Source organism: Brevundimonas sp. UBA7664, assembly GCF_002483305.1.
Lineage (GTDB): Bacteria > Pseudomonadota > Alphaproteobacteria > Caulobacterales > Caulobacteraceae > Brevundimonas.
Genome location: NZ_DLHQ01000033.1, coordinates 1 through 23,145 on the forward strand (window position 1 = coordinate 1; position 23,145 = coordinate 23,145).

The following is a 23,145-nucleotide window of genomic DNA, read 5'->3' on the forward strand; positions in this document are numbered from 1 at the left end:
GCCCGCCAGGACCGCGACGAAGCGCGCGACGAGGCCCGTCAGGCCCGGCCCGAAAGACCCGCGCGCCCGGCGCGGCCCGACCGACCCGCCCGCGCGGGACCGGATCGATCCGACCGCCCTGACGGCGACGGAAGCCGGCCCGAACGTCCCAATCGGCCCAACCGGCCCGACGCCGGCGCCGATGGAAACCGTCCCGACCGCCCGAACCGGCCTGATCGTCCCGATCGTCCCGACCGGCCCAACCGCCCCGATCAGGATGGCCCCCGTCCCGACAGGCCCAATCGTCCTGACCGGCCTGATCGCCCCGACCGCCCGAACCGGCCGGATCAGGATGGCGGCGCGCGTCCCGACAGGCCCAACCGCCCTGACCGGCCCGACCGCCCGAACCGGCCGGACCAGGACGGCGGCGCGCGTCCCGACAGGCCCAATCGGCCGGACCGTCCCAACCGTCCGGACCGGCCCAACCGCCCGGATCAGGATGGCGGTCCACGGCCCGACAGGCCCAACCGCCCTGATCGGCCCGACCGTCCGGACAGGCCCGATCGGCCGAACCGGCCCGACCGACCGCAAGACCGCTGGGATCGCCGCGACGATCGTCGAGAGGACCGCCAGGAGCGCCGTCAGGATCGCCGCGAGTACCGCGAGTTCCGCCAGCGCTTCAACAGCGACCAGTGGCGCCGCAACTGGAACCGGAGCCACCGCGGCGACTGGTGGCGCAATGACCACCGCTTCCGCGGCTACAGCGGCCTGCGCATCGGCTTCTATTTCGCGCCGGGCTACGGCTACTACAGCGTGCCGCGCAACTACTGGGGCCAGCGCTACTACGTCGGCGACTATCTGCCGTCGATCTTCTGGCGCTACCAGCTGGACGACTGGCGCACCTATGGCCTCGGCTATCCGCCGGAAGGCACGCGCTGGGTGCTGGTCGACAACCACATCTATCTGATCGACCAGTACGACGGCTACATCATCGACGTCATCTACGACGCCTGGCGCTGGTAAGCCGTCAGGACACGGAGGAAACGCCGTCCGGCCGCGAGGCCGGGCGGCGTCTTCTTGTGTCGCAGCAAGGTTGCAGCCGTCGCCGGGTCGGGTCAGAACCGGCGTCATGAGCGACGCGGCGATCAGCGACACGACCACCGGCGAGGAGGTCCCTTCCTCGCGCGCGCCGCAACTGCACCTGTCCGAGGCGCTGATGGCCTCGCCGACACGCTTCTTCAATCGCGAGATTTCGTGGCTGGCCTTCAACAGCCGGGTGCTGGAAGAGGCCGCCAATCCGGCCCACCCCCTGCTGGAGCGCCTGCGCTTCCTGTCGATCTCGGCCAACAACCTCGATGAGTTCTTCATGACCCGCGTCGCCGGCCTCAAGGGCCAGGTGCGCGAGCGGGTGCGGGTGCTGTCCGCCGACGGCCTGACCCCGGCGGAACAGCTGGACAAGGTCAATGTCGCCGCCGGCGCCCTGATGGCCGAACAGCAGCATCGCTGGCGCAAGCTGCGCAAGGAGCTGAAGGGCGTCGGCATCGAGGTCGTCGACGCCGACCGGATCACCCGGACCGAGCGCGAGCGGCTCGAGCCGGAGTTCCTCAACCAGCTGTTCGCCGTGCTGACGCCTATGGCGATCGACCCGGCCCACCCCTTCCCCTTCCTGCCCAACCTCGGCTTCTCGCTGGCGCTGAAGCTCAAGCGGCGCTCGGACAACCGCACCCTCTATGCGCTGGTGCCCGTGCCGACCCAGGTGAAGCGGTTCTGGCCGCTGGCGACAGACGGCCGCTCCACGCCGGGCCGCAAACGCTTTCTCACGCTCGAAAGCCTGCTGACCCTCTTCATCGACCATCTGTTCCCCGGCTGCGACGTGCTGGAGCGCGGCGTCTTCCGCCTGATCCGCGACTCGGACATCGAGATCGAGGAAGAGGCCGAAGATCTGGTCATGGAGTTCGAGGAGGCGCTGAAGCAGCGGCGCATGGGCTCGGTGGTGCGCATCAAGATCGAGGCGTCCATGCCTGACGATCTGCGCACCTTCATCATCGACCAGCTCGACGCCGCGCCCCAGGACATCGTCATGGTCGGCGGCATGCTGGGTCTGGCCCAGCTCTCCGACCTCATCCCCGCCGGCCATCCGGACCTGAAGTTCAAGGGCTATGAGCCCCGCTATCCCGAGCGGGTGCGCGACAACGGCGGCGACATCTTCGCGGCGGTCCGCGAGAAGGACATGCTGATCCACCATCCGTTCGAGAGCTTCGACGTGGTGGTCCAGTTCCTGCGTCAGGCGGCCCGCGACCCCAATGTCATCGCCATCAAACAGACCCTGTACCGCACCTCCAAGGACAGCCCCATCGTCGCCGCCCTGATCGAGGCGGCCGAGAACGGCAAGAACGTCACCGCCCTGGTCGAGATCAAGGCGCGGTTCGACGAGGAGGCCAACCTGCGCTGGGCGCGAGCCATGGAGCGCGCCGGGGTCCACGTCGTCTTCGGCTTCGTCGAGTACAAGACCCACGCCAAGCTCAGCGTCGTCGTCCGCCGGGAGGGGGACGCCATGCGCACCTACTGCCATTTCGGCACCGGCAACTATCATCCGGTGACGGCGCGCATCTACACAGACCTGAGCCTGTTCAGCTGCGACCCCGTCCTGGCCCGCGACGCCTCGCGGGTGTTCAACTACATCACCGGCTACGCCCAGCCCGACGAGCTGGAGGCCCTGGTGGTCTCGCCGCTCAACATGAAGACCACGCTGATCGACCTGATCGGCAAGGAGATGGCGGCCGCGGCCAAGGGCAAGCCGGCGGCGATCTGGGCCAAGATGAACTCGCTGGTCGATCCGGCGGTGATCGACGCCCTGTACCGCGCCAGCCAGTGGGGCGTGCGCATCGAACTGGTCGTCCGGGGCATCTGCTGCCTGCGCCCCGGGGTCGAGGGCCTGTCGGAGAACATCCGGGTCAAGTCCATCGTCGGCCGCTTCCTCGAACACAGCCGCATCGTCGCCTTCGCCAACGGCCGCGACCTGCCGCATGACAAGGCGAAGCTCTACATCTCCTCCGCCGACTGGATGTCGCGCAATCTGGACCGCCGCGTCGAGCTGATGACCCCGGTGCTGAACGCCACCGTCCACGATCAGGTGCTTGACCAGATCATGGTCGCCAACCTCAAGGACGACGCCCAGAGCTGGGTTCTGGCCCCGGACGGCGCCTACCACCGGGTCGCGCCCGCGGACCCCGAGCGGCCGTTCTCGGCGCACAAATACTTCATGACCAACCCCAGCCTGTCGGGCCGGGGGCGCAAGGTGAAGACCCTGCCGGGTCACCTCAGCTACGAGCCGTCGCGGAAGAAGCGTTGATGCCCGAGGCCCTGCTCACGGCGATCGGCGCCCCGCGCGACATCGCCGCCATCGACATCGGCTCCAACTCCGTCCGCATGGTCCTGTACCGGCTCGAGGGCCGCGCCATCTGGACCGTGTTCAACGAAAAGGTTCTGGCCGGCCTCGGTCGCGACCTGCCCGTCACCGGCAAACTGTCCGTCGAGGGCGCCGCCCAGGCGCTGACAGCGCTGAAGCGGTTCGCCGCCGTCGTCGACGGGGTCCGGCCGGCCCATGCCTTCGTCGCCGCCACCGCCGCCGTGCGCGAAGCCGAAGACGGCCAGATCTTCTGCGACCGCGTCGCCGCCGAAACCGGCCTGCAGATCCGCGTCCTGACCGGCGAGGAAGAGGCGCGCTACGCGGCCCTCGGCGTGCTGGCGGGCATCCCGATGGCCGACGGCGTGGCCGGCGACCTCGGCGGCTCCAGTCTTGAACTGGTGCGCATCACCAAAGGCGAGGTCGGGCGCGGCGTCACCCTGCCCCTCGGCCCCTTCGCTCTCGCCGACGACAAGGCCTTCGACGCCGACCGGCTGCGCGGCCTGATCGCCAAGCGGCTCAAGCCCGCGGAGGACTACGCCGCCGACACCCTCTACGCCGTCGGCGGGGCGTGGCGGACCCTGGCTCAGGTGCATATGCAGGTCAGCGGTTATCCGCTGCGCATTGTCCACCAGTATGAGATGGCCGCCGCCGACGTGCTCGACACCGCCCGGCTGATCGCCCGCCAGTCGAAGGCCTCGCTCGAGAAATGGCCCGGCCTGTCGAAGAAGCGGGCCGAGACCCTGCCCCATGCCGCCCTTGTGCTGGAGGCGCTGATCGAGCGCCTCGCCCTCAAGCGCATCATTCTGTCGGCCTGGGGTGTGCGCGAAGGCCTGCTGTACGAGACACTCGACCCGGAGACGGCCACGGCGGATCCGCTGCTGGCCGGCTGCTCGGCCCTCGGCGCGCGGCAGGGCATCTCGCCCACCCTGCCCGGCGCCCTGAACGGCTGGATCGCGCCGCTCGTCGCCGCCCTGCCCCCCGTCTTCGGCGAAGCGCGCGACCGCGTCCTCGCCGACGCTGCCTGCCGCCTCGCCGATCTGGGCGCCCGGCTGCATCCCGACCACCGCGTCGAACTGGCCTTTGACCAGGTCCTGCGCGCGCCGGTGCCCGGCCAGAACCACGCCGAGCGCGCCTTCCTCGCCGTGGCGGTCAACGCCCGCTACGGCGGGTCCGTCTCGACGCCGGAGTCGAACACCATCGGCCGGCTGCTGACCGAGGACCAGCGTCAGGGCGCCCGGGCGCTGGGACTGGCGATCCGCCTCGCCTGCGACCTGTCGGGCCGGTCACCCCAACTGCTGGTCAACGCCCGCGCGGCGGTGAAGGACGGCGCCCTGGTGCTGACCGCCAGCGACGGCTACGCCGACGTCCTGCTCGGAGAACAGACCCGCCGGCGCGGCAAGGCCCTGGCCGAGGCCATGGGGCTGAAACTGGATATCCGCAGCGGCGGCTGATTTCGGATCAGTCGCCCATCCACCAGCGCAGGCGGACATCGCGCACGGTCTCGCCACCGGCCGTCAGCGTTCCGGTCACCACCACCCCCTCGTCGCCGAGATTGCGCCGCGAGGTCGCCAACGCCCCCGGATCGAGCCGGCCCGCGAACGCCACCCGGCCCAGCTCGGCCGAGGTCCCCTCAAATTCGATCCGCTCGTCGCTGACGGCGTAGCGGGTCGGCAGCACCCGGGCGGAGACGCTGCGCGTCTCGCCGAGCTCGGTCTGGACCATCGGGCTGGTCGCGTCCTCGAACTGCAGCATGACCGGGGCGAAGGTCGCGCTGCGGTCGCCCTGCGTCCACGCCCGGAACTCGGCCGCCTGGCCCAGGAAGATGTGGTCGAAGCTCCACTTGCCGAGCCGCACCTCGCTGGCCGGCATGTAGTAGCCGGACAGATCGCCGGTCGAGGCATAGCTGAAGGCGGTGGCCCCTGCCGGCGGCGCGGACGGGGCGTCCGTCGGGGCGTCGGGGCGGTCGCAGGCGGCGAGGGCCAGAAGGCTGGCCGCCAGAAGGATGGATCGGCGCATGAGGTCGGCTCCCTGACTGTCCGGCCGACCGGACCACGCCGGGGCGCGGCTGTCCACCGTCAGGGCAGGAAGGCGACGACCCGCAGCCAGTGCGCCGCCTGCCCGGCGTCGATCAGCTCGAACACCGGAATGGCCAGCAGGAAGACCAGGCCGTCGCGGATCGTGGTCACGAACAGGGTCGGCCGGATGGTCAGCTGCTCCTCATCCCGCCACAGCGAGAACCGGGGCCAGAAGCGCGGCGTGCGGGCCTTGTAGGCGGCATAGACGGCCCCGAACTCCCGTTCGAGGAAGGCCTCCTCGCGCCGCACCGTCAGGTAGAAGACGACCATGGCCGCCAGAACGAAACCCAGACCGATGGTGACGCTGCCGCTCTGGGCCCCGATGCCGAAGGCGCCGAGATAGCTGAAGACATAGAGCGGGTTGCGGGTGATCGAATAGGGCCCGCGGTCGACGATCTCGGCCTTCTTGCGGCCCCCGATGTAGAGCGAGCACCACGCCCGGCCGACGATCGAGACGATCATGGCCAGGAAGCCCGTAGCTTCGACCCGCTCGTGCCATTCGCCGTCGGCGCCGCCGATCGACTGCGTCACCAGCGCCAGCCCGACCAGCCCCACAAGGGCGACGAGCACGGCGACCTTGCGGATTCTCTGAACGGCCCCGAGGTCCAGGGCCGGTCGATGGGTGATCGTCATGGGCGCGTCTCCGATCGTCGGACCAGACGACCGAACCGTCACCTTTGCAACCCCGTATCTTTACGGGTGTCCCGCGCTCCCGATCAGCGGTTCAGCCCCGCGTCTAGCGCCCGGAACGAAGCGATCGAAAGCTCGGTCGCGCTGATGAAGACCGAGGGGGTGATCCGCTCGAGATCGTCCGAGGGACGGTGATAGTCGGGGTGGAAGTCGACGCCCAGGTACAGGAACGGCACCTGCGCCCGGTGGAAGGCCGCATGGTCCGAGGACTCGACCCAATTGTCCGAGCCGGTGTCCTGCGGCGAATCCTTGCCGAACGCGAGGGCGACCGCGCCATTCGCCGGAATACCCTCCAGCATCGGACGGAAGGTCGGGTTCTGATAGGTGCCCGTGACCCACAGCTTGCCGTCGGTTTCAGCGCGCGCGGTCATGTCGAAATTCAGGTTCATGGCGATCGAGGCGAGCGGGACCGGCGGGGCCTCGACGAAATGCCGGGCGCCGAGCAGGCCGTGTTCCTCGCCGTCCAGGGCCACGATCAGCACGCTGTGCTGCGGAGCCTGACGCTTCAGGTCCGCGGCCAGGGCGAGCATGGTGGCGACGCCCGAGGCGTTGTCGTCGGCCCCGTTGAAGATCTGCCCCTCGGCGTTGACCCCGACGTGGTCATAGTGGGCGGTGACGACGATGTAGCGGTCGGTGACGCGCGTACCCGGGATCACCCCGAGGATATTGACGCCGTTGAAGGTCTTCGGTCCGGCGCGGGTACGGCCCTGCATCTCCCACGGCTGCAACCGGCCCATCGGCGGCGCGACGACGCCGAGGCCTTCCAGCCGGCCGACGATATAGTTGCGCGCCAGCTCTCCGCCGGGCGCGCCGGTGTCGCGGCCCTGCATGTCGTCGGCCGCCAGGATGCGGACGTCTTCCAGCAACTGGGCGTGCATCGCCGACGGCGACGGCGCCGCCGCCACGGGCGTCGCCTCAGGTCCGGAGAAGGCCCCGCAGGCCGCGAGCATCAGGGCTCCGCCGAGGGCGGTGGACAGGGCGAGAAGACGGGCGTGACGCATGGGAGCTCCTTGAAGTCGCGGCGACGCTAGCGGGACGCGGCGACCGTGTCAGATTAACTCGTTGTCATGCCATATCGTTCGCCGTTGCGCTCTCGAAAGCCGCGCGGGCGATGCTAGAACGGGCGCCGGGAATCCATCTCGCGAGCGTTTCATGTCCGACACCCCCGTCGATCAGCTGACCGAGTCCGCCGCGCGCGAGGAACTCGACCGGCTGGCTGCCGAGCTCGCCCGCCACGACGCCCTCTATCACGGCCAGGACGCGCCCGAGATTCCGGACGCCGACTATGACGCCCTCAAGCGCCGCGCGCTCGAGATCGAGGACCTGTTCCCCGACCTGACCAGCCCCGCCTCTCCGTCCCAGGTGGTCGGCGCCGCCGCCTCCAGCCAGTTCGCCCCCGTCCGCCACGGCGTGCCGATGCTTTCGCTCGACAACGCCTTTTCCCCGGAGGAGGTGACGGACTTCGTCGCCCGCATCCGCCGCTTCCTGAAACTGCCGGTGGATGAAGTGGTCGCCTTCGTCGGCGAGCCCAAGATCGACGGCCTCTCGGCCAGTCTGCGCTACGAGAACGGCGTGCTGGTCACCGGCGCGACGCGCGGCGACGGCCGGACGGGCGAGGACGTCACCGCCAATCTTCGCACCATCGCCGACATCCCGCAGACCCTGTCCGGCAAGGGCTGGCCCGCCGTCATCGAGGTGCGGGGCGAGGTCTATGCGCCGAATGACGCCTTCGACGCCTTCAACGCCGCCGCCGAGGCGGAGGGCCAGCGCACCTACGCCAACCCCCGCAATTTCGCCGCCGGCTCGCTGCGCCAGAAGGATCCGACGATCACGGCGAAACGGCCCTTGCGCTTCTTCGCCTACGCCTGGGGCGAGACCTCCGACTCCTTCGCCGAAACGCAAGCGGGCGCCCTCAAGGCGCTGGAAACCTGGGGCTTCCAGGTCAATGCCCGATCCCGCCAGGTCGAGGACGCCGCCGGCCTTCAGGCCCTCTACGCCGAGCTGGAGCGCGACCGCGCCGGCCTCGGCTATGACATCGACGGCGTGGTCTACAAGGTCGACCGGCTCGACTGGCAGGCCCGCCTCGGCTTCGTCGCCCGCACCCCCCGCTGGGCCATCGCCCACAAATTCCCGGCGCAGCAGGCGACGACGGTGCTGGAGGACATCGACATCCAGGTGGGGCGCACGGGGTCTCTTACTCCCGTCGCCCGACTCCACCCTGTAACCGTCGGCGGTGTCGTCGTTCGCAACGCTACTCTCCACAATGAGGACGAGATCACCCGCAAGGACGTTCGGCTAGGCGACACCGTCATCCTTCAGCGCGCTGGAGACGTCATCCCGCAGATTCTCGGCATCGTCCCCGAAAAGCGCCCCTCCGACACTGTCCCTTACGTCTTTCCCACCCACTGCCCAGTCTGTGGGTCAGAGGCTGTCCGCGAAAACAACGAAGTGCGCCGGCGTTGCACCGGGGGGCTCACCTGTGGGGCCCAAAGACTTGAGCGGCTCAAACACTTCGTGTCTCGGCGCGCCTTCGACATCGAGGGATTGGGAGAGGGTCTGATCGAGATGTTGTTGGAAAGTGGATTGGTCTCCAGGCCAGGCGACATCTTCCGCCTCCGCAATCATGGCCAAAAGCTCCGGGAAGTCGTGCTGGAGCAACGCAAAAAGCTGGCGCAACAGCGAGAGATTCAGACCGGAAAGAAAGTCGCGAAGTCGATCGCCGACGACAAGCGTACCTTCAAGGAGGTCGATGGGCTCTTGGAGAGCATCGAAGCTCGGCGCGAAATCGCGCTGGATCGCTTCTTGTTCGGCTTGGGAATCCGCGACATCGGGGAACAGACATCGATCGCTCTTACGCGCGCTTATCAGTCTTGGCCCACTCTGGAAGCTGCGGTCGATGCCGCAGCGAAGGGACTGCCGGGATCGACTTGGAATGCGTTGGCTAGATTGGAGGGCGTTGGTCCTGTCAATCAGGCCTTGGTCGTGGAGTTCGGTAGATCCGACCAATCGGAGGACCCTTGGCCGGAGGCGCAACTCCCGGAGAAAATTGGAAGGGCAATCCCGAAGCTCCCCAACAAGGTGAGGAGCGCCCTCGCGGAGCACTACGGCTCTTGGAAGATGTTCGCAGAAGAGGCCAAAGCAGCCGCCAATGGTGCTCCGAGCGGAGATTTCCTTGAGCTCGCTGGGATCAACGGAGTCGGCGAAGTCGCGGCAGAGGCCTTGGCTCACTTCTTCCATGAACCTCAGAACCGCGAGACAGTGAACGATCTGGCTTCGGAACTGACGATACTGGAAGTCGAGCGCCCCCCAACGGACACCGCGGTCGCTGGCAAGACTGTAGTTTTCACGGGCTCGCTTGAACGCTTTACTCGCGATGAAGCCAAGGCCCGCGCGGAAAGACTGGGAGCAAAAGTGTCAGGCTCCGTCTCCAAGAAGACGGACTTTCTCGTCGCCGGTCCCGGTGCGGGGTCGAAGCTTACCGACGCGCAAAAGCATGGCGTAAAAGTCTTGACGGAAGACGAGTGGCTAAGCCTGATAGCTCAACCATAGAGAGATGAGCGATGCGGGCCGTGGCGATCGACTTCGAGACGGCGAACGAGCAGCGAGCCAGTCCATGTTCGATCGGCCTCGCGTGGATCGACGATGGGGTCATTGCGTCGGTGGAACACCACTATATCCGACCTCCCGGGATGAGGTTCGCCAGCTTCAACGTCGCCTTTCACGGCATTGGTCCGGACCATGTGCGAGACGCTGAGGAATTTCCCGCTGTGCTCGCCATGCTCTCACCCCGTCTCAGCGGTCGGACGGTGCTTGCCCACAATGCGTCGTTCGACATCAGCGTTGTCCGCAACACATGCGATGTTTACGGCCTGCCCTATCCCGAATTCGACTACCTCTGCACCGTCAAGCTGGCCCGCCAGAGCTGGCCGGAATTGACCTCGGGCCGGCTCAACGACGTTTGTGACTACCTCGGCATCAAGTTCAAACACCATGATGCCAGCGAAGACGCCTATGCGTGCGCATCACTGGCGATCGAAGCGATGAAGGTCACCGGGGCCACCTGCTTCAATAGCCTTTCAGCTCTCACCAATGTGACGCTGGGGCGACTGAACGCGGATAGCTACTGGCCGTGCTCGTCGCCCGCTCCCCAGACCGACCGGTCGCCGCAATCCCGGTCTGCAAGGTCCACATTCCAGGACTTTCCGAAATCAGACGCGCTTTCGGGCCTCAATTTCGTCTTCACCGGCGCCCTGGAACGCTTCACCCGCGACGAGGCCAAGGCCCGGGCCGAATCCCTCGGCGCCAAGGTGTCCGGCTCGGTGTCGAAGAAGACCGACTACCTCGTCGCTGGCCCGGGCGCGGGCTCGAAAATGGCCGACGCCCTCAAGCACGGCGTGAAGGTCCTGACCGAAGACGAGTGGCTGGCCCTCATCGGATGAGCTGATCGCGCATACGGCCAAGGTTAGAGCATGACCAAAACGGGGACCGGCGGCGATGAAGAAGGTCTGACGGGCCGCCCGGCACAACCTTAATCAATAAATCATCGGAACCGGGCTCTATCACTCCATGGCCAGTACCCTTGTCGCCGACAGGGTGGAGGCTCGACCGGTCGTTGAGCGATTTTCCACCCACGAGCTTGCCCCGTTGCTTGAGCGTTTCCAGAGCTCTGGCATGTTGGAGGAAGGCCGGATCAATCTGATCGGCCTTGACGCCATCGCCGAACGGCTGGGCGACAGGTGGGAGAGCCGCCAGGAACAGATCTACCACCACGTCGAGCGCACCCTGACGCGCCATCTCGAGGGCGGCGGCTTCTTCCAGCGGGTGTCGCCGACCGACTATCTCGTGGTCCAGCCGGCGCTGGGCAAGTTCAGCGCCCAGGTCTCCTGTCTGCTGTATCTGCGCGAACTGCTGGCCCATTTCCTTGGCGGCGCCGCGCCCGAGGCCGCCGATGTCCTGGAAGTCACCAGCCTCAGCGGCGGGCGCATCTTCGCGGCCGAAATTGATCGGGACTATGCGACCGCCGCCGCCCGAACCGAACCGCTGCCGGTTCGGCCGGACGCGGACGACAGCCTGCCGATGCCCTGGAACCCCTTTGTCGCCGCGGACGGCCAGACGCTGCGGGTCTCCTGCCATCTCGAGCCGGTCTTCGAGCTCAAGACCTTCTCCCAGATCGGCTACCGAATCGCCCGGCGGGTCCTGCGGATGCCGGGAGAGGTGGAACTCGGCGCGCAGGAACTGCGGAACCTGACGACCGCCGACATCGAAAAGGTCGATCTCGCCACCATCGCCCGCGGGATCAGCCGTTTGAAGTCTGAACAGGGCAACGCCAAACAGCCCACCCTCTTCCTGCCGGTCTCCTATACGACCCTGGCCAGCCAGCGCGGACGCGGTCCTCTGATCGCCCGTTTCAAGGAGGCGACGCGGGGCGTCGAGAAGGGGCTCGTCTGCGAGATCACCGACATCGAAGGGGTGCCCGGCAGCGCCCTTGCCGCGGTCACGGTCATGATCAAACCCTTCTGCATGATCGTGGTCGGCAAGCTGCGCGAGGCCCCCGGACGGTCGCTCGAGGACCTGCGCGGAGTCCGGCTCCAAGGCGTCGCGTTCGAGGCCGGCGTCCATCCGCTCGAACGGGAAGAGTTCACGGTCTGGGCCGAGCAGGCGGTCGCCAAGGCGCGCCGGGTCACACGATCGGTGATCATCCACGGCCTGTCCGGGCCGGAATATCTGGGTCTGGCCGGTCTGGCCGGCGCCACCCACGGCAGTCTGGCGGCCCGACGGGCGCCGGCGGCCCCTTAGCGGTTCAGCGCCGACCGCGCCGCCTCGGCGTAGCGATGGCCCGAGGCCGCCCCCTTGGGGAAGACCGCCTCGATGCGCGCCAGATCGTCGGCGGTCAGGACGATATCCACCGCCGCCGCATTCTCTTCCAAAGTCCGGATGCGCCGCGTTCCCGGGATCGGTACGAGGTGGTCCCCCTGCGCCAGCACCCAGGCCAGGGCCAGCTGCGCCGCCGTCACCCCCTTGTCCGCCGCGATCGCCGCGACGGCCTTCACCAGGTCGATGTTCTTCTGGAAATTCTCGCCCTGGAAGCGCGGGTTCGAGCGCCGGAAATCATCGGCGGCCAGGTCTTCGACCGATTTGATCTCGCCCGACAGGAAGCCCCGCCCCAGCGGGCTGTAGGGCACGAAGCCGATGCCCAATTCCTCGCAGGTCGCCAGCAGTCCGTCCTCCGGCTCGCGGCTCCACAGCGAATATTCGGTCTGCAGCGCCGTGATCGGGTGCTCGGCATGGCCCCGGCGCAGCGTCTCGGGCGCGGCCTCGGACAGGCCGAGGAAGCGCACCTTGCCCTCCTTCACCAGCTCGCCCATCGCCCCGACCGTCTCCTCGATCGGCGTGATCGCATCGACCCGGTGCAGATAGTAGAGGTCGACGTGGTCCATCCCCAGCCGCTTCAGGCTGCCCTCGATGGCGCGGCGCACATTGGCCGGCGAGCCGTCGACGGCCAGGGCCGTGCGGTCGGCGTTGTAGCCGATGCCGAATTTGGTGGCCACGAAGGCCCGGTCGCGCCGGTCGGCCAGCGCCTTGCCGACCTGCATCTCGTTGATGTGCGGGCCGTACATCTCGGCCGTATCGAAGAAGGTGACGCCGAGGTCGAGCGCGCGGTGGATCACCGCCGTCGCCTGCCCCTCGTTCGACGGCTCGCCATAGAAGGCCGCCATGCCCATGCAGCCGAGGCCTATGGCCGAAACCTCGGGGCCGCCGCGGCCGAGTTTGCGCATCTTCATGACCGCACTCCTGAAATGTGGGGACCCGGCGACGCCTCCGCCGGCTCCCTCCAGATGGGCGCCGTTCCGCCTTATTTCAAGGGCGCGGCCTGAAGCGTCAGCCAGTCCAGCGCTGCCCCGTCGAGCAACGGCCCGACCTTGGCCAGCACCTCGGCGTGATAGGCGTCGACATAGGCGCGCTCGTCGGGCGTCAGCAGGTCGACGTCGATCAGCTTTCTGTCCAGCGGCGCCAGGGTCAGCTGCTCGAACCCGTGCATCGGCCGCTCCCCGCCCGGGATCGCCGTCGGGGGCGTCACCACCTGCAGCGTCTCGATGCGGATGCCCCAGTGGCCTTCCCGATAATAGCCGGGCTCGTTGGACAGGATCATCCCGGTCAGCAGCGGCTGGGTGTTGACCATCTTGGCGATCCGCTGCGGGCCCTCGTGAACGCCCAGATAGGAGCCGACGCCGTGGCCGGTGCCGTGGTCATAGTCGAAGCCCTGCATCCACATCGGCAGACGCGCCAGGGCGTCCAGCTGGTGCCCCGTCGTCCCCGCCGGAAACCGCACCACGGCCATGGCGATATGCCCCTTTAGCACCAGGGTGAACATGCGCCGCTGGTCCGCCGTCGGCTCGCCCACGGCGATCGTGCGCGTCACATCCGTGGTGCCGTCCAGATACTGGCCGCCGCCGTCGACCAGCAGCAGACTGCCCTTCTCCATCCGCCGCAGCGTCCGGGTCACCGGCTTGTAGTGCGGCAGGGCGCCGTTGGGCCCGGACCCGGCGATGGTGTCGAAGGACAGGTCCTTCAGCGCCCCGGTGGCCTCGCGGAAGCCCTCCAGCGCCTCGCACACCTGACGCTCGTCCGGCAGGGTCTCCTGCCCCACCGTATCGATCCAGTGCAGGAAGCGGGTCAGGGCCGCGCCGTCGCGGATATGGGCCTGACGCGTCCCCTCGATCTCGACCGCATTCTTGGTCGCCCGCGGCAGGGTGCAGGGATCCATGCCGCGCACCACCGTCGCGCCGGCGGCCTCGAGCCGGTCGAAATACCACGACGAGGACTGGCCCGGATCGACCAGCACCTTCTGGCCCGACAGCCGGTCCAGCGCGCCTTCCAGCGCCTCGGGCGCCGCCAGCGTCACCGCGTCGCCCAGCCAGCCGGGCAGTTCATTGGTCACCTTGCGCGGGTCGAGGAACAGCTGCGCCGTCCCGTCCGCCTGCACCACCGCCTGCCCCAGCGGCAGGGGAGTGCGGATCACGTCGCCGCCGCGAATGTTGAACAGCCAGGCCAGCGACGCCGGCGCCGTCAGCACGGCGGCGTCGGCGCCCGCCTTCGCCACCGCCTCGCCGATGCGGGCGCGTTTGGAGGCGCTGCTTTCGCCGGCGTAGCGGTCTTCGTGCGGGACAACCGGCGCAGCCGGCTGCTCGGGACGGTCCTCGGCCCAGGCCAGATCCAGCGGATTGGGCTGAACCGGCTTCAGCTCGGCCCCGGCCTTCGCCGCCGCGCGCTTCAGCGTGGCCAGGGCGTCGGGACTGTGCAGACGCGGGTCATAGCCGATCACCGACCCCCGCGGCGCGCCTTCCAGCCAGGTCGCCAGGCCGTCGTCCTCGAGCCGGAGAATCTCGAACTGCCCCGCGTCGACCTGCGCCTTCACCTGGACGGTGTAGCGTCCGTCGGCGAAGACGGCCGCCCGATCCTTCAACACGGCGCCCGCGCCGGCCGAGCCGGTGAAACCGCTCAGCCAGGCCAGACGGTCGTTGGCGGCGGGCAGGTATTCGTTCTGGTGCTCGTCCTCGTGCGGGACCAGCAGGCCGTCGAGGCCCTGCTCGGCCATCCTCGCACGGAGGCGGGGAAGGTGTTTGGCCCCGAAGGACGGATCGGTGGTTTCGTCGAATGTCTGGCGCATGGCGGACCCATAGCATTCTCCCTCCCCGCATGGGGAGGGCCGCTGTCGCGCCCGTCCTACGGCGTCAGGCAGTTGGTGCAGTTTTCCGCGGTGAACCGACCATTGCACTCCCTCAGCACCCTGTCCCGGCCGAGCGAGGCGACGGCGGCCGTATAGGCCTCACAGACTTCCGCCGGGATCGGCGTCACCGGCGTCTGGTGCCGGACCAGCCCGCCTTCGACCACGCTCAGCCGGGTCCCCGCCTCATCGGTGCGCAGGTCGATGGCGTCATTGCCCTGCCACAGCCGCAGGGCCGCGGCGTTATCGGGCCCGGCCACGAACAGGGCGTTCTGTTCGCTCTGCCGGTTGTCGAGGGTCAGCAGGACATTGCCCGAGGGCTCGAAGGTCGCATAGCCGCTGCGCTCGCGCCCGGCCCCGTCGTACAGGATGACCCCGGCGGCCTTCTCGCCCCGGACCAGCCGGCGGCCGTCGACGACGGCGTCGGGCAGATCGCCGCTGATGCGGACGCGGTCCACGCCCTCGGCGTCGACGACCACCAGTTCCGAAACGCGCAGCTTGCCGGGCTCGTCCGACACGAAGGCAGCCAGTCCCGCGGCGACGACAACGGCGAGCACGCCGAGTTGCACGCGCGACTGCAGGGTCACCCGGCGCAGGCGCCGATCCAGATCTTGCAGGTCTCGATCCATGGGTACCCTCCCCCTCCCGATCCGCCCGGCCCGTCGCCGGACGCGGGCAGGCTAGAACCTTGGAGGGGGAAGGCCCGTGAATTTTCGGTAACCCGGTTCGCCTAGTTCTGCGGCGCGGTCGGCGTCACCACCGCCACCCCGCCCGAGGGCGCCGGGACCTGCACTTCCCGCTCGATCACCACCGGTGTCGCGGCGCGGGCTTCAGCCGCGCGGGCCTCGCTGGCGGCGCGGACGGCGTCGGCCTGGGAACGCGCGGCGTCGGCGCGGGCGATGTCGACGCTGGCCTGGGCCCCCGCGACCTGACCCTGGATCAGGGCGGAATCCGCCTGGGCCTGGGCGGCGGCGGCGTCCATCTGGGCTTCCAGCAGCGCCGCGTCCGTCTGCGGATCGGCGCCCCGCGCGAACAGGATCCACAGCACGGCGATCAGCACGACCCCGCCGAGGATGCCGGCGATCCACCAGCCGGTGTTGGACTCGCGCACGACGACGGTTTCCACCGTCTCGGTCACATGGGCCGGCGACACGACGGTCTCCGTGATGATCGTCTCGCGTCGCTCGGGATCGTGGTTCGGATCATAGTGGGTCACGGGCAGTCCTCCATTTGACTGCCGCAACGACTGCGCTTCGCCGACGTTCCGCCGTTAACCCAGCAACGAAATTAGACGCCCCCGTTTCAGGCGACGGAAGAGGGTTCTTGAGGCTGCCCTTGTCTTGCGGCTTCCGCTCCCACCGCCGAGCCGCTTCCGGCAAGAACTCCGCGCCCTCGGCGTGCGGTTCGCCCGCATCTCCCGTCAGGGCGTTCATACGATCGAACTCGCCCAAAACCATCTCGCCGAATGTGCTCCAGACCGCAGCCACATCATCAAAGTCCGTGAGCGAGCAGAGGCGTATTTCCCCCGACTGATTCAGCACCAGCCTCCCCTGCCCAGACCACCCCGATATGACCCCGATGGCCCAGGCGGTGGCCGGCAGACCAGCCGGTCGTTCGACGACGTTCCCGTAGTCCAGACTGACCGGCATGCCGATCCCGACGCCGCATTGGTCGAGCAAGGATCGAGACGAGCCGACCACATGGCTTCCGGTAAAGCTTAGATGCCCGTCGAACAGACTCATTCCATTCGCCCAGCCAAGGAAGCGCCTGTACTCCGGCGGCATCGGCTTTGCGTACGCCGCTTCGGTCTCCACAAGCCGGTCTTCCGTGAGACCGGGATAGACCCAATGCAGATGGGCCAAGGGCGCGACAGCCGGTGTATGGCAGACTTGAAGGCCGCCGCTTTCGTGCGCGGCCCATCCCCGCGCTCGCCAGCGTTCAAGGCGGCTCATCAGGGCGTCAGCGCCCTCCCAGATCACCCCACCCGCCTCAGCACCAGCGCGCTCCAGGCATCCCGATGGATGCGACGCTCGAGGATGAATCCGCGCGACAGATAGGCCGCCGACACCCGCCGCTCCTGCGTCCGCAGCAGGCCCGACAGGATCGCCACCCCGCCCAGGCTCAGCGCGTTCTTGATGTCCTGCGACAGGCTCACCAGCGGCGGGGCGAGGATGTTGGCGAAGACCAGGTCATAGGGTCCGTGCTGGCGCACCTTGCGGTCGTTCAGGCCGAAGGCGTGGACGAAGCGGGCGTCCGCCATGTTCAGCTTGGCGTTCTCGTTGGCGATCCGCACCGAGGGCTGGTCGATGTCGGTGCCGACCGCGACCTTCGATCCGGTCTTCGCCGCGGCGATGGCCAGCACGCCCGTGCCGCAGCCCACGTCCAGCACCCGCTCGAACCGCTCACGCTTGAGCAGTTCGTCGAAGGCGACCAGACAGCCGACCGTCGTGCCGTGGTGGCCGGTGCCGAAGGCGGCGCCGGCGTCGATCTTCAGATTGATCGTGTTGTTCGGAACGATGCCCTCGTCATGGGCGCCATAGACGAAGAATCGCCCCGCGCGCACCGGCGGCAGGCCGGACAGCGACATGGCCAGCCAGTCGGCGTCGGCCAGCTTCTCCACCTTCACGGTCAGGCCGTCATGCGCCTTCAGCCGCGCTTCGATCCCGCGCGCGTCGTCGGCGTCATTGGGAAAGGCGTCGATGCGCCAGATCCCCTTGTCCTCGTCTTCCTCGAGAATGGAATAGGTCGCGCCTTCCAGCAGCGGATCGGAATCCAGCGACAGGGCGGCGGCCTCGGCGACGGCGCGCGGGCCCCTCGCGATTATTTGAACTGCGGACTCGGACATTTCTCAAACACCGCTATCATGACGAATCGAGACGCACGCTGGTGCGCTCTCCTGCGCCAGCATCAACCAACTGAACCGAGGGGTCGGGGAATTCATGGCTAAAGCACCATCCAAGCCTAAGGCGGCCGCCAAACCGAAGGCGGCGCCCGCCGCTTCCAAGCCGAAACCGGCGGCAAAGTCGAGCGCCGCGCCGAAAGCCGCCGCGAAACCGGCTGCGAAACCCGCCGCGCCGAAGGCCGCCGCCAAGCCCGCCGTGAAGGCCGCGCCGAAGCCCGCCGCGACGAAGCCAGCTGCGAAGCCGGTCGCCAAGGCCGCTCCGAAGGCCGCCGCCAAGCCCGCGGTCAAGGCGGCTCCGAAGCCTGCCGCCAAGCCGAAGCCGGCCGCCAAGGCCGCGCCGAAAGCCGCTGCGAAGCCGGCCGCCAAACCGGCGGCCGCCGCGCCCAAGCCCGTCGCTGCGGCGCCCGCGCCCGCTCCGAAACCGGCCGCCGCTGCTCCGGCCCCAGCGCCCGCGGCGAGACCCGTCGAGAAGAAGGGCTTCCTGACCGGCCTGCTCGACACCATCTTCGGCAAGAACTGACCATCAGGTCTGAAACGACGAAGCGCCGGTGGATCGCTCCACCGGCGCTTTTTCGTGCGCGGTGTCGGCCGGGCGATCAGTCCTGAGGCAGGTCTTCCGCCAGGATGGCCATCTCGAACATGAAGCTGCCGGCCTCGTCCTCGTCCTCGAAGACGACGCCGATGAACTCGTCACCGACATAGACTTCGCAGGAGTCATTGGGTTTGCCGCGCGGCTTCAGGATGATGCCGCCGGTGTTGAAAGTGCGCTTCAGGTGCGTCTCGACGCGCTTCATGTCAGCGGTGTTCATGCTCGGCCTCAGGTCTGTCGTGAAGGCGCGGACCCTAGAGAAAGCGGTCCGCGAGGGGAAGGTCAGATCACGAAGTCGTAGACGACATCGGCCAGGGTATGATCCATCGTTCGAGCCGGCGCCGCCCCGGTCGGGCAGTTGACCAGCCGCGCGGGCACCCCTGCGACGGTGCAGCCCGCCGGCACCGGCTTCAGCACCACCGACCCCGAGGCCACCTTGGCGTAGTCGCCGACGGTGATGTTGCCCAGCACCTTGGCCCCGGCGCCCAGCAGGACGCCCTTGCCGATCTTGGGATGGCGGTCGCCGCGCTCTGCGCCGGTCCCGCCAAGGGTGACCGCGTGCAGCATCGACACCTCGTCGCCGACCACCGCCGTCTCGCCGATGACGATGCCGGTGCCGTGGTCGAGGAACAGGCCCGAGCCGAGTTGCGCCGCCGGATGGATGTCGACCTGGAACAACTCCGACATCCGGCTCTGGAAATGGAAGGCCAGGGCCTCGCGGCCCTGGGTCCACAGCCAGTGCGACACGCGGTGCGCCTGCAGGGCCTGGAAGCCCTTGAAATAGAGGAAGGGCTGCAACAGCGACTTGATCGCCGGATCGCGCTCGGCCACCGCCCGAAGGTCGGCCTCGGCGGCCGTGACGATGGCCGGATCGGCCTCGAACGCCTCGAGGCAGACCTCCCGCACCGTCATCGGCCCCAGTTCGGCGTCGCCCAGCTTGCGCGCGATCTGGAAGCTGAGCGCGGAGGCCAGATCGCTGTGCGACAGGATCACCGCATTCAGCTGCGAGGCCAGATGCGGTTCGACCCGCACCGTCTCCTCCGCCGCCGCGCGCAGCTGCGGCCAGGTCCCGGTCCGGTCGGCGACGACTTCGAGCTTGGGCATCAAGGACTCCTTCGCGCCCATCATACGCCCGCCAGCATGGCCTTCGCCAGTTCGGGCGGCAGTTCACCTTCCCGCGCCATATGGTAGGCCCGCAGCGCGGTCGCCAGGGTGAAGATGTCCCGGATCGCTCCGGTCCCGATCTCGCGCAACAGGTCGCGGAACGGCACTCGGACCACCCGGATGATCTCGGTCGGATCCGGCGCGATCGGCACGGGCGTCAGGCCCCAGGCGATCCAGGCCATGGCCCGCTCGTCAGTGACCGAATTGCTCATCTCGGCCTTGTAGGCTGGGACCCAGTGTGCCGCCGCCAGCCCGGCCTCCTCCATCAGTTCGCGCCGCGCCCCCTCGATCGGATCCTCGTCGAACGGCGCCCCGCCCTCGGGCATCTCCCACGACCAGTTCATCAGGGCGAAGCGCTGCTGACCCACCAGCGTCACCGTCCCGTCCTCATGCACCGGCAGCACCCCGACCGACAGGTTTCGCGGCCGCATCACGACATAGTCAGCCTTCAGCCCCGTCGGCGCGGTCGCGTCGTGACGGGTCAGCCGCAGCCACGGATTCTCGAACGTCGTGGTCGAGCCCGCGTCCCGCCACGGCGGCGGCCGGTCGCGGCCGTCGTCCCAGGCGGGCAGCGGACGGTCGTTGTCGAAATCGGCGTGGGAGTCGGTCATGGCCTGCGTATGGCTTCGGACCGTCCGTCCCGCAACGGCGCTTGCCGTTTGACGCCGCCGGCCGCCGACGCCATGTGATCCGCATGACCCGCCCCGCCCTGCCGCGTTTCGCCCTCGGCGACCCCATGCCCGCCCCGACGCCCTCGGACGAGATGCGCCTGCGGCTGGCGACGCGCCGTTCCGCCCCGGCGCAGGCCCTGACCGACCCCGGCCCGTCCGCCGCCGAGATCGAGGACATCCTCGCGCTGGGCGCCCGCAGCCCGGACCATGGCAAGCTCTTTCCCTGGCGCTTCGTCGTGCTGGGCCGTCAGTCCCGCGCCGCCCTCGCCGAGGCTCTGACCCCCCTCGCCGCCTGGCAGCCCCAGCCCGACAAGGCCCGCGCCGTCCTCGCCAAGCTGACGGCCGCCCCGGTCACCATCCTGGTCATCTCGGCCCCGGTCCCCAACCAGAAGGTGCCGGAATGGGAGCAGCACCTGTCCGCCGGCGCCGTCTGCATGAACCTCGAACACGCCGCCAACGCCCTCGGATACGCCGCCAGCTGGATCACCGACTGGTACAGCTATGATCCCCAGGCGCTGGATGTGCTGGACGTCGGCGGCGGCGAACAGGTCGCGGGCTTCATCCATATCGGATCGCTGGCCGAGGTCTCGCTCGAGCGCCCCCGGCCCGATCTGGCCGGCAAGGTGACCCACCGGCCCTGAGGTTCAGCCGAGGACGGCGGCCATCAGCAGGACCGTGCTCACCCCGAGCATCAGCGTCGTCGCGACCAGGGCCGTGATCAGCAGGCATTCGATGACGTCAGGGCCCCGGCTCATCTCGCTCTCCCTCGTCGAGGGTAGAGGGATTCGCCCTTATCGCGGCGACCCGGTCGCCCGCCCCGCGATCCAGGTCCGGGCCAGCAGCGGCTTGCCCAGCCAGTAGGCCAGTTCGGCCGGCCGCTCGATGTCCCACGCCGCCAGATCCGCCGCCTTGCCGGCCTCCAGCGTGCCGATCTCGCCGCCCAGACCCAGCGCCTTCGCCGCCCGTCGCGTCGCCCCCGCCAGTGCCTCCTCCGGCGTCAGCCGGAACTGCACGCAGGCCAGGCTGATCGCCGCCGTCATCGAGGCCACCGGCGACGTCCCCGGATTGCAGTCCGTCGCCACCGCCATGGCCACGCCGTGCCGCCGGAACAGATCGATCGGCGGCGGCGTCGTCTCGCGCAGCATCAGATACGCCCCGGGCAGCAGCACCGCGACCACCCCGGCCTCCGCCATGGCCCGCACCCCGGCCTCGGACGTGTGTTCGACATGATCCGCCGACAGCGCCCCGTATCGTCCCGCCAGCGCCGCCCCGCCGCCGTCCGACAACTGGTCCGCGTGCAGCTTGACCGGCAGGCCCAGCGCCCGCGCCCTGTCGAACAGCCGCCCGACCTCTTCCGTCGAGAAGGCGATCGGCTCGCAATAGGCGTCGACCGCGTCGACCAGACCGTCGGCGTGGGCCGCCGGCAGGATCCCGTCCACCGCCAGATCGACATAGCCGCCGCGATCCGCCTTCCACTCCGGCGGCACGGCGTGCAGGCCCAGATAGCTGGTGCGCACCCGCACCCCCGCCTCGCGCCCGATCCGGCGGGCGACGCGCAGCATCTTCAGCTCGGTCTCGCGGTCCAGCCCGTAGCCGGACTTGATCTCGACCGTGGTCACCCCCGTCGCCGTCAGCCCCGCCAGCCGCCCGAGCGCGCTGGCATACAGCGCGTCCTCCGTCGCCGCCCGCGTCGCCGCCATCGTCGAGACGATGCCGCCTCCGGCCCGCGCGATCTCCTCATAGGTCGCGCCGTTCAGCCGCTGTTCGAACTCCCCCGACCGGTCGCCGCCGAACACCAGATGGGTATGGCAGTCGATCAGCCCCGGCGTCACCCAGCGCCCGTCCAGCCGCTCGGTCTCGACCGCCTCATGCGCCGGCAGGTCCGCCCGCGCCCCGACCCAGGCGATCCGCCCGTCCTCAATGAGGATCGCCCCGTCCTCGATCGCGCCATAGGGCTCGCCGCCCTCGACCATGGTCGCCAGCCGGCAGTCGGTGATCAGCCTGTCCGCCCGGATCATCGCGACGCGAATCCCGCCAGCAGCTCGCAGAACCACCGCCCCGCCGTCAGCGAGCCGAGGTCGCCGATCTCCAGCGACGGATCGTATTCCGTCAGGTCCACCGCCTTCACCTTCGGATGCGCCCCGATCACCCGCGTCGCGTCGAAGAAGTCCTGCACCGAAACCCCGCCCGGCCGCGCGCCCGGCGACGCCGGCCACTGGCCGCGGTCGATCACATCGATGTCGAAATCGACGTAGATGACCTCGCAGAGCCGCGACAGCCGCTCCAGCTCCTGCGCGACCACCACCGCCAGGCCCGGTTCGCGGCAGGCCCGTGCGGTCCGCACCGAGATCCCCGCCGCCTTCGCCTTGTCATGCGCGCGCCGGGTGTTGGCGAAGGGCGCCAGCCCCACCTGGCTGATCCGCTCGCCGGACAGCCCGTCCTCGAGCAGCGCCTGCACCGGATTGCCGTTGGTCAGGCCCTGGTCGGTGTCCCTGAGGTCGAAATGGGCGTCGAGCGTCAGCAGGCCGGTCCGCTCCAGCCCCGTCCCGTGCACCCCCGGCCGGGTGATGGCGTTGTTGCCCCCGACCAGCACCGTCAGCGCCCGCCCCCCCTGCGCCGCCACGGCCTCGCGCACCGGATCGAACGCCCTGTCCGGCGTGACCGCCTTCAGCGCCAGATCGCCGGCGTCGTGAACCCGCAGGTCCAGCGTCTCGCCCGTCTCCACGTCATAGGTCGAGAACCGAGGCAGCACGGCCCGGAACGCCTTCGGCCCCAGGTCGCACCGCCCCGGCGTCAACGACCGCTCGTTCAGCCCGGCGCCGATCAGGGCGACGTCCGCGTCAGGGTGGTTTCCGATCAGGTCGGCGACGCTGCGCCAGCCCAGCGCGTCTGAGTCTGTCATCCGCCCACATAACCCCCTTCTCCCCCGCGCGAGAAGGAC

21 protein-coding genes and 2 pseudogenes are annotated in these 23,145 nt (G+C 68.9%); 9 read left to right on the top strand and 14 right to left on the bottom strand.

Going from position 1 to position 23,145, the window contains the following annotated elements:
- The 3 genes from B2742_RS08250 to B2742_RS08260 form a co-directional block, all read left to right on the top strand.
- On the top strand, nt 1–1,002 hold a 1,002-nt coding region (locus B2742_RS08250), incomplete at its 5' end, for an RcnB family protein (protein ID WP_292064987.1).
- Between the two features lie 106 nt (nt 1,003–1,108).
- Nucleotides 1,109–3,331 (top strand): RNA degradosome polyphosphate kinase, encoded by a 2,223-nt coding sequence (locus B2742_RS08255; protein ID WP_292064989.1) that lies wholly within the window; start codon nt 1,109–1,111, stop codon nt 3,329–3,331.
- On the top strand, nt 3,331–4,839 hold the full coding sequence (locus tag B2742_RS08260) for a Ppx/GppA phosphatase family protein (RefSeq protein WP_292064991.1): 1,509 nt from the start codon (nt 3,331–3,333) through the stop codon (nt 4,837–4,839). The genes B2742_RS08255 and B2742_RS08260 overlap by 1 nt, the downstream gene beginning before the upstream one ends.
- A 7-nt stretch (nt 4,840–4,846) precedes the next feature.
- Here the strand turns inward: B2742_RS08260 and B2742_RS08265 are convergent, their stop codons facing one another.
- The 3 genes from B2742_RS08265 to B2742_RS08275 form a co-directional block, all read right to left on the bottom strand.
- Nucleotides 4,847–5,404 carry a hypothetical protein gene (locus tag B2742_RS08265; RefSeq protein ID WP_292064993.1) on the bottom strand — a complete coding sequence of 186 codons (558 nt, stop codon included), beginning with the start codon at nt 5,402–5,404 and terminating at the stop codon, nt 4,847–4,849.
- Between the two features lie 59 nt (nt 5,405–5,463).
- On the bottom strand, nt 5,464–6,096 hold the full coding sequence (locus B2742_RS08270) for a methyltransferase family protein (RefSeq protein WP_292064996.1): 633 nt from the start codon (nt 6,094–6,096) through the stop codon (nt 5,464–5,466).
- An 83-nt stretch (nt 6,097–6,179) separates the two neighbouring features.
- Nucleotides 6,180–7,154, bottom strand: a complete 975-nt coding sequence (locus B2742_RS08275; protein ID WP_292064999.1) for a M28 family peptidase — start codon at nt 7,152–7,154, stop codon at nt 6,180–6,182.
- 151 nt (nt 7,155–7,305) lie between these two features.
- Between B2742_RS08275 and ligA the strand changes: the two genes are divergently transcribed.
- From ligA to B2742_RS08295, 4 genes and pseudogenes are all read left to right on the top strand, one after another.
- A complete protein-coding gene (ligA, locus tag B2742_RS08280; protein WP_292065001.1) occupies nt 7,306–9,702 on the top strand; it encodes an NAD-dependent DNA ligase LigA in 2,397 nt (798 codons plus the stop codon).
- A gap of 11 nt (nt 9,703–9,713) precedes the next feature.
- Nucleotides 9,714–10,118 (top strand): annotated as a pseudogene (locus B2742_RS08285) (3'-5' exonuclease); the annotation flags it as partial.
- A 237-nt stretch (nt 10,119–10,355) separates the two neighbouring features.
- Nucleotides 10,356–10,592: pseudogene (locus B2742_RS08290) on the top strand (BRCT domain-containing protein); the annotation flags it as partial.
- A gap of 232 nt (nt 10,593–10,824) precedes the next feature.
- A complete protein-coding gene (locus B2742_RS08295; protein WP_292065003.1) occupies nt 10,825–11,949 on the top strand; it encodes a hypothetical protein in 1,125 nt (374 codons plus the stop codon).
- On the opposite strand, the gene B2742_RS08300 is transcribed toward B2742_RS08295, so the two are convergent.
- The 6 genes from B2742_RS08300 to B2742_RS08325 all read right to left on the bottom strand — a co-directional run bounded on the left by B2742_RS08300 (nt 11,946) and on the right by B2742_RS08325 (nt 17,723).
- The gene (locus B2742_RS08300; protein ID WP_292065005.1) at nt 11,946–12,935 is read right to left on the bottom strand and encodes an aldo/keto reductase; all 990 of its coding nucleotides are present in this window, start codon (nt 12,933–12,935) and stop codon (nt 11,946–11,948) included. The genes B2742_RS08295 and B2742_RS08300 overlap by 4 nt on opposite strands.
- Nucleotides 12,936–13,006: 71 nt before the next feature.
- Nucleotides 13,007–14,821: an aminopeptidase P family protein gene (locus B2742_RS08305; RefSeq protein ID WP_292065007.1), complete on the bottom strand. Its 1,815-nt coding sequence runs from the start codon at nt 14,819–14,821 to the stop codon at nt 13,007–13,009.
- A gap of 56 nt (nt 14,822–14,877) precedes the next feature.
- Nucleotides 14,878–15,507, bottom strand: a complete 630-nt coding sequence (locus tag B2742_RS08310) for a hypothetical protein (RefSeq protein ID WP_292065009.1) — start codon at nt 15,505–15,507, stop codon at nt 14,878–14,880.
- Nucleotides 15,508–15,608: 101 nt separating this feature from the next.
- Entirely contained in the window at nt 15,609–16,094 is a 486-nt protein-coding gene (locus B2742_RS08315; RefSeq protein WP_292065011.1) for a hypothetical protein, read from the bottom strand.
- Nucleotides 16,081–16,830, bottom strand: coding sequence for an SMI1/KNR4 family protein (locus B2742_RS08320; protein ID WP_292065014.1), 750 nt, complete (start codon nt 16,828–16,830; stop codon nt 16,081–16,083). Before B2742_RS08320 ends, B2742_RS08315 begins: the two co-directional genes overlap by 14 nt.
- Before the next feature lie 23 nt (nt 16,831–16,853).
- The gene (locus B2742_RS08325; RefSeq protein WP_292065017.1) at nt 16,854–17,723 is read right to left on the bottom strand and encodes a 50S ribosomal protein L11 methyltransferase; all 870 of its coding nucleotides are present in this window, start codon (nt 17,721–17,723) and stop codon (nt 16,854–16,856) included.
- Nucleotides 17,724–17,817: 94 nt separating this feature from the next.
- Here B2742_RS08325 and B2742_RS08330 point away from each other — a divergent pair, with 94 nt between their 5' ends.
- A complete protein-coding gene (locus B2742_RS08330) occupies nt 17,818–18,300 on the top strand; it encodes a hypothetical protein (protein ID WP_292065019.1) in 483 nt (160 codons plus the stop codon).
- Between the two features lie 76 nt (nt 18,301–18,376).
- On the opposite strand, the gene B2742_RS08335 is transcribed toward B2742_RS08330, so the two are convergent.
- From B2742_RS08335 to B2742_RS08345, 3 genes are all read right to left on the bottom strand, one after another.
- Nucleotides 18,377–18,589 carry a DUF3126 family protein gene (locus B2742_RS08335; protein WP_055832479.1) on the bottom strand — a complete coding sequence of 71 codons (213 nt, stop codon included), beginning with the start codon at nt 18,587–18,589 and terminating at the stop codon, nt 18,377–18,379.
- Nucleotides 18,590–18,651: 62 nt separating this feature from the next.
- The gene (cysE, locus tag B2742_RS08340; RefSeq protein ID WP_292065022.1) at nt 18,652–19,473 is read right to left on the bottom strand and encodes a serine O-acetyltransferase; all 822 of its coding nucleotides are present in this window, start codon (nt 19,471–19,473) and stop codon (nt 18,652–18,654) included.
- A gap of 20 nt (nt 19,474–19,493) precedes the next feature.
- Complete coding sequence (locus B2742_RS08345) at nt 19,494–20,144, bottom strand: NUDIX domain-containing protein (RefSeq protein WP_292065025.1); 651 nt, start codon at nt 20,142–20,144, stop codon at nt 19,494–19,496.
- An 83-nt stretch (nt 20,145–20,227) separates the two neighbouring features.
- Here B2742_RS08345 and B2742_RS08350 point away from each other — a divergent pair, with 83 nt between their 5' ends.
- On the top strand, nt 20,228–20,845 hold the full coding sequence (locus B2742_RS08350; protein ID WP_292065027.1) for a nitroreductase family protein: 618 nt from the start codon (nt 20,228–20,230) through the stop codon (nt 20,843–20,845).
- 150 nt (nt 20,846–20,995) lie between these two features.
- Here B2742_RS08350 and hutI read toward each other — a convergent pair whose 3' ends face one another.
- Nucleotides 20,996–22,219 carry an imidazolonepropionase gene (gene hutI / locus B2742_RS08355; RefSeq protein WP_292065078.1) on the bottom strand — a complete coding sequence of 408 codons (1,224 nt, stop codon included), beginning with the start codon at nt 22,217–22,219 and terminating at the stop codon, nt 20,996–20,998.
- Nucleotides 22,219–23,106: an agmatinase family protein gene (locus B2742_RS08360; RefSeq protein ID WP_292065029.1), complete on the bottom strand. Its 888-nt coding sequence runs from the start codon at nt 23,104–23,106 to the stop codon at nt 22,219–22,221. Before B2742_RS08360 ends, hutI begins: the two co-directional genes overlap by 1 nt.
- Nucleotides 23,107–23,145: the final 39 nt, after the last annotated feature.

Bases quoted from the DNA above. Each gene is read 5' to 3' on its own strand.
- B2742_RS08255 (WP_292064989.1), top strand. From the start codon at position 1,109: ATGAGCGACGCGGCGATCAGCGACACGACCACCGGCGAGGAGGTCCCT.
- B2742_RS08260 (WP_292064991.1), top strand. From the start codon at position 3,331: ATGCCCGAGGCCCTGCTCACGGCGATCGGCGCCCCGCGCGACATCGCC.
- B2742_RS08265 (WP_292064993.1), bottom strand. From the start codon at position 5,404: ATGCGCCGATCCATCCTTCTGGCGGCCAGCCTTCTGGCCCTCGCCGCC.
- B2742_RS08270 (WP_292064996.1), bottom strand. From the start codon at position 6,096: ATGACGATCACCCATCGACCGGCCCTGGACCTCGGGGCCGTTCAGAGA.
- B2742_RS08275 (WP_292064999.1), bottom strand. From the start codon at position 7,154: ATGCGTCACGCCCGTCTTCTCGCCCTGTCCACCGCCCTCGGCGGAGCC.
- ligA (WP_292065001.1), top strand. From the start codon at position 7,306: ATGTCCGACACCCCCGTCGATCAGCTGACCGAGTCCGCCGCGCGCGAG.
- B2742_RS08295 (WP_292065003.1), top strand. From the start codon at position 10,825: ATGTTGGAGGAAGGCCGGATCAATCTGATCGGCCTTGACGCCATCGCC.
- B2742_RS08300 (WP_292065005.1), bottom strand. From the start codon at position 12,935: ATGAAGATGCGCAAACTCGGCCGCGGCGGCCCCGAGGTTTCGGCCATA.
- B2742_RS08305 (WP_292065007.1), bottom strand. From the start codon at position 14,821: ATGCGCCAGACATTCGACGAAACCACCGATCCGTCCTTCGGGGCCAAA.
- B2742_RS08310 (WP_292065009.1), bottom strand. From the start codon at position 15,507: ATGGATCGAGACCTGCAAGATCTGGATCGGCGCCTGCGCCGGGTGACC.
- B2742_RS08320 (WP_292065014.1), bottom strand. From the start codon at position 16,830: ATGAGCCGCCTTGAACGCTGGCGAGCGCGGGGATGGGCCGCGCACGAA.
- B2742_RS08325 (WP_292065017.1), bottom strand. From the start codon at position 17,723: ATGTCCGAGTCCGCAGTTCAAATAATCGCGAGGGGCCCGCGCGCCGTC.
- B2742_RS08330 (WP_292065019.1), top strand. From the start codon at position 17,818: ATGGCTAAAGCACCATCCAAGCCTAAGGCGGCCGCCAAACCGAAGGCG.
- B2742_RS08335 (WP_055832479.1), bottom strand. From the start codon at position 18,589: ATGAACACCGCTGACATGAAGCGCGTCGAGACGCACCTGAAGCGCACT.
- cysE (WP_292065022.1), bottom strand. From the start codon at position 19,473: ATGCCCAAGCTCGAAGTCGTCGCCGACCGGACCGGGACCTGGCCGCAG.
- B2742_RS08345 (WP_292065025.1), bottom strand. From the start codon at position 20,144: ATGACCGACTCCCACGCCGATTTCGACAACGACCGTCCGCTGCCCGCC.
- B2742_RS08350 (WP_292065027.1), top strand. From the start codon at position 20,228: ATGACCCGCCCCGCCCTGCCGCGTTTCGCCCTCGGCGACCCCATGCCC.
- B2742_RS08360 (WP_292065029.1), bottom strand. From the start codon at position 23,106: ATGACAGACTCAGACGCGCTGGGCTGGCGCAGCGTCGCCGACCTGATC.